5 protein-coding genes are annotated in these 4,900 nt (G+C 48.8%); all 5 read right to left on the reverse strand.

Going from position 1 to position 4,900, the window contains the following annotated elements; all coding sequences use genetic code 11:
- Window positions 1–122, reverse strand: a 122-nt coding sequence (locus tag FFS60_RS28835; protein WP_171016600.1) for a DUF5447 family protein, incomplete at its 3' end; no start/stop codon positions are given.
- Between the two features lie 3 nt (window positions 123–125).
- The gene (locus tag FFS60_RS28275) at window positions 126–344 is read right to left on the reverse strand and encodes a hypothetical protein (RefSeq protein ID WP_137823868.1); all 219 of its coding nucleotides are present in this window, start codon (window positions 342–344) and stop codon (window positions 126–128) included.
- Window positions 337–609, reverse strand: a complete 273-nt coding sequence (locus tag FFS60_RS28280) for a DNA-binding protein (RefSeq protein WP_137823869.1) — start codon at window positions 607–609, stop codon at window positions 337–339. The genes FFS60_RS28275 and FFS60_RS28280 overlap by 8 nt, the downstream gene beginning before the upstream one ends.
- Window positions 610–1,355: 746 nt before the next feature.
- Window positions 1,356–3,011 carry a response regulator receiver domain gene (locus FFS60_RS28290; protein ID WP_137823871.1) on the reverse strand — a complete coding sequence of 552 codons (1,656 nt, stop codon included), beginning with the start codon at window positions 3,009–3,011 and terminating at the stop codon, window positions 1,356–1,358.
- Window positions 3,004–4,900, reverse strand: a 1,897-nt coding sequence (locus FFS60_RS28295) for an ATP-binding protein (protein ID WP_218570626.1), incomplete at its 5' end; no start/stop codon positions are given. The genes FFS60_RS28290 and FFS60_RS28295, both read right to left, overlap by 8 nt.

Genomic DNA, 4,900 nt, shown 5'->3' on the forward strand with positions numbered 1-4,900 from the left:
GGGCGGCAGTGCTCGCAGGGAGTGGACCGGGAGGGTGCGCTGCCCGCCAGTTCGCGACGGGACCAGCAGACAGAGCAGTCGCAGTTGGCGGCGTGGGTGAGGTGTGGATAAGTCGGTTGCATGGTTCATGCCTCCACCTCGCAGCGTCGTCCGTGGTTCTGGACGAAGGCGTTGAAACCGAGCAGGTCCAGGCGCTTGATGGTGTCCGCGTCTACGGCCTGGAAGTCGCGCAGGCCGTCGAGGTAGCCGGCGAAGTGCATGAAGTGACCGAGCTTGGTGGTGTGGTGGCTGTAGCGAACGTTGCTCAGCAGTCGGGACAGTTGGGTGGAGAGCAGACTATTCATCGGCGTAGTCCCCCTGGCAGAAGACCGTCTTGCCCCGCTCCAGGTCCTTGCGGATGCGGTGCAGGTTGATGACGCGGCGGCGGCCGATCTTCACGGTGGGGACGGTTGCCGTCTCGACCCAGCCGCGCACCACGTCCTCGGTGATGACTTCGATGCCCAGCATCTCGGCCAGGACGAGCTGTGTGCAGAACGGTGCGTCGCGGAAATCGGTGATGCGGACGGGATTCCCTTCGAAGGTGAGCCCCACTACTCCAGACTGTTCCATACAAACTCCCTATAATCGGGCCAGGTTAACTCGACCCATAAAGAGTAAAATTTACTCAATGAGTAAACCTTACTCCTCACAGCAAAATGAGTAAAGGTTACTCTGGCAGAGAAAATTCCATGGATGCTGTAAGAAATAGAGCACTCCAACTGATCCGGACGGTTGGACCAAAGCACCTAAGCGAGCTCGGAGGTAAAAACTACGAGCGCTGGAGGAATATCAGCGGCGGGAAGATTAGGATCAGCACTGAAGAGGTGGGCATATTGGCGGATGCTTATCCCCACTACGCCCTCTGGCTGATCTCCGGGAGGATTGAACCAGAGCATGGGCACAGCAGCCCCGAATACGACGAGGCCAATCGAAACTTGCCCGATCAGAACGCGGGATAGCGATCACCAAGGAAGTGACTAGGCGCTGGTACGCCTGGGAAGATCAGGGAGGGAAGAGATGAAAGTAGAAAGGGAAGACCGATCAGCTCGCCTTCATAAGAAGCAGCGAAACCCATTGTTGGTTATAGACATCATCACTAGTATCGCTGATTGCTGATTGCTGATTGCTGATTGCTGATTGCTGATTGCTGGGAAATTAAAGCCAGAGCAAAACCAGACCAACCCAGAATACGATGAGGCCAATAAAAATTTCACCGTTCAGAGCACGAGGAATTAATCACAGCATAGGCAGCTAGCCATGGGATCTCCAATGAACGTCAAAATAAAAAAATAAAGCCCCAGCAAGGGGCTTTATTTTTAGTCAGGTCGACGCGTTGGCTCGTACTCATTAATACCTGGCATATGAAGACGGCTGGCAATTTTGCTTGCTAGCCGTTGAGCTTTATCTTTCCTAAGATCACCCACCCAGTAGAATCTCGAGCCAGCAGAGTCTTCGAAATACCACTTACCCACCTGCGCATCCAATTGAGCATAAATAGCAGGCACAGAAGCCCCCCCACCAAAAACATTAATCCTAATGTCAAACAACTTTTCACTAGAGGACAAAGACTTATATGAACCAGCCCAGCTTAAGTGGACATTTGGTTGATCTGAATTTTCAAGAGAAATAAAAGGAAAGCTCCGAGGACGATCTATACGAACACTATCGCACCGCGGCTGAATACACATTTGATAATCAAAACTCTCTCCACGGCAAAACGCAACGACCGTCCCCATGGTTAATCTTGGTGGATTATCATCAGTTCGCTTATGCAGATGTGTCCGAGTAAAATCATGAAGAAAAGCCATTTCTTTTCGACGAGACTCCGCCTCCCCAACATGTCCGTATAGTCTTGCTATAAAGCGTCTCTCTGGATTTTTCTCCTCAATGCCAAGCCCCAACATTTCGCGTATGACGCCAACCTTATCAGAACCATACGCACTCACACATTGAGCGACTAGATGCATTTGCTCCTCTGAAAATCCATGCTTATCTTGCAAAGTTTCAAGCCGAGCAATACAAAGCTGGTCCGAAAGATGATCACGCACGCCCTCGGACAACATGAGATGATAAAGGCTATCCGCAACAAGCTCCAGTAGATGCATCTCAGCGTCATCGGGCTTAGGAATCAGTGCCCGATGCGCAATAAATGCCGCATCTAATCCTTCATGGAACTGCCCCAAAATCTGATGAGTGTGCCCACGAAGCGTGCCTATTGCGGAAATAGCGGCAGCAGGCAAAAGTCCTGAGGAGAAACTAGCATGATGTTCCAAAATTGCATCAGGAAGTTCATCTAACGGAACTGCTCCTGAGTTTGCGTGAGAAGGCTTATTCAACACCACAACACAGGCATGCTCAATTTTTATGAGATGCCCATCAAGCTTTACAGCATCAGGATTAAACCTCTCTTTTAGCGCCGCCTTTATAGTGTTTTTTACTATTCGCTGCCTAGCAGCAGTGTAAACCACAATGAAACGTAGGCGACCACCGCTCGCAAAATCATTATCAATTATCTGCAGAATCGCCTCTAGACTAGCAGTATGATCCCCTGGGCGCAGCTCCCAATCGAGAACCAACACGTCTGCAACTTGCGCAATAGTTTCGATCTCATCAACAAGCGCTTGTGTTTCTTGGTTACTCGGAGGTTGGATAATTGAACACACAACTCCTTTTTGGGCGAATAGACGTACCAACCCAGGCCCATCAAGCTCATGAGCCTCATCCTCAACAGGCTCTTCTTCAACAGGCACTTCATCAACCCCTGCGGATGAAGTATCGCCAAATGCCAACTCCCCTAATGGGTTGACAGGCAAAGCCTCAATGATAGTAGCTTCTTGAGGACTTTCTGGCCTATATGCACGATCATCAACGACCACAACTGTCCTAAGAAATTGTTGGATACATTTCTTATAGTGAGCCCGCAATGGATTCTGATCTGCTTCAACGAGAGCAGCCGGTACAGCTTCACTCATCCGTAAGTACCTCTTGATCAAACAGAGAACCTTCTTCAACCACGAAGTTAACCTTAACGAGGAACTTCGGCTCATTTTCTTTTCCGGGATTCAAGAGCTGAATATCAAGCCCGTCCCTTCGCAAGGACTTGCGAGATATCGCCAGCCCCATTCCACGCCCGTCTTGCTTCTCGCTAAAGCCGAACTCGAAAATCTGCTCCGCATAACGACTTTCAATGCCAACACCGCTATTCTGAATCCAGATGCCATCGGCAGTTCTACCGAGCCTTATCCAGCGGGATCCCTCCGGCCGCTTGGAAACCCAATAGCATGCATTATCAACAATATTAATTAATACAGGGTATATGGTAGACGGATAAGCCAAAACCACAGCCGACAACAAGCTTGAAGCCGACTCAAATTTTATAGAATGCCTATCAAATCTATCCGAGAAAACATTCTCAATATAGCTTACTATCTCTCCACCACTGAGTTCCATCTCAGATCGATACATCCTTCGATCCAGGGGAGTAAACAGTGATAGGTATTCTTCTAAGTGGGTGAAGCCAGAATGCAACCCATTAAAAAGCCCTCTCAAAGCAGGCGTTTTCTCTGCCCAAGGACGCAAATTACGTATATCCTTTTTCACGCCACGGGCTACAGCATCGAATTCATGCTGAACAACACCTAAGGCCATCCCTATTTGAGCCCAATACATGGCATCACTTAGGTCCTCCCGAAGGCTATTATTCTGACCTTCCAAAGCGGCGCTGAAATCATCTGGGAGAAGGCCATCGCTCACATCTTCACTCAGAGACTCTAACTGTTGTCTCATATGAGAAAGAAAGTCGCGCTCTTTGGTCGCAGCAAGCTCGATTTTTTGCTGCAAGGAGGACTGGAAGTCAATCAAGTCTAGATCACTAAAGCTGGCTATGTCGGTTCGATCAAAGTCAGAAATAGCATCTTGAACAGAATTATGGAACCGCTGTAGGCTCGTATCAATTCCCCGCTGCAGGGCATTAGCAGATTGAGCCATGCTTTCTCGTGCAGACTTCCCATCCACACGAACCAGCTTCTCCATCTCTTCTTTCCTGCTATTTATTCCATTACGCAGCAACACTCTTCTATTTATTACACCGCCACGCTCTCTGAGTACATCGGCCAGGTGTCCTTGCAAGCGATCCTCTAGAGGAGAGTAAATAGTTGCTTCTAGCTCGTCCTGCAAAACCCTATATCTAGCCCAATCTGATTCGCTACTCTTTGACAAGCCAACGCCTCTGGGTCGACTTATTCTAGACTTGTCTCTAAGGTAACTTAGCCCTTCTCTCAACTCCTTCTCCACCTTCTGAAGCTCACGCCCCATAAGGTCTGGATCGTCATACTCCATAATAGATTTGAGCCTAGAGGATAGCTTCTCCTCCAGCTCTTCCGCCCGCCTCTTTGGCGAACCTTCTTCTACTTCTTTAAAGAAGCCATCAAGCGACTCTTGAAGCTTAATTTTCTTTTTTGAAACCTGCTTCTCTCGCTTTTTCAGCAATTCATTTTGCCGATCCATTTCCTCTCGAATGCGATTAAATTCATTCCCAAGAGGAGCATCTTTCCTGAAAAAATCCTTAGCAAGTGACATTAAGAGATTTTCTAAAATCGCCCTAAACTGACGAAATGCAGCATTTTCCTGAAAGCCCTCTCGACCAGCCTTCTCTCTCAAAGATTGATTACTGGTGTTGTCCAGCATAATAGCGCCAAACATCCGGCGAAATGAGAAAAACCAGTCTTTAGCTGCTTTATTTCTCCGCTGTGTTGCCGCTGACCGAAAACTGACCCAGTAAAGCCCGTTGTGCTGACTGAAAACTGACCCAGGTGTTCCACTGCCCCTGCTCAATTTTTGAGCAGGAGAACACAGGGGTGAT

Source organism: Pseudomonas sp. D(2018) (assembly GCF_005502555.1).
GTDB classification, from domain to species: domain Bacteria; phylum Pseudomonadota; class Gammaproteobacteria; order Pseudomonadales; family Pseudomonadaceae; genus Metapseudomonas; species Metapseudomonas resinovorans.

Coding starts and splice junctions, on each gene's coding strand:
- FFS60_RS28275 (WP_137823868.1), bottom strand. CDS start 344: ATGAATAGTCTGCTCTCCACCCAACTGTCCCGACTGCTGAGCAACGTT.
- FFS60_RS28280 (WP_137823869.1), bottom strand. CDS start 609: ATGGAACAGTCTGGAGTAGTGGGGCTCACCTTCGAAGGGAATCCCGTC.
- FFS60_RS28290 (WP_137823871.1), bottom strand. CDS start 3,011: ATGAGTGAAGCTGTACCGGCTGCTCTCGTTGAAGCAGATCAGAATCCA.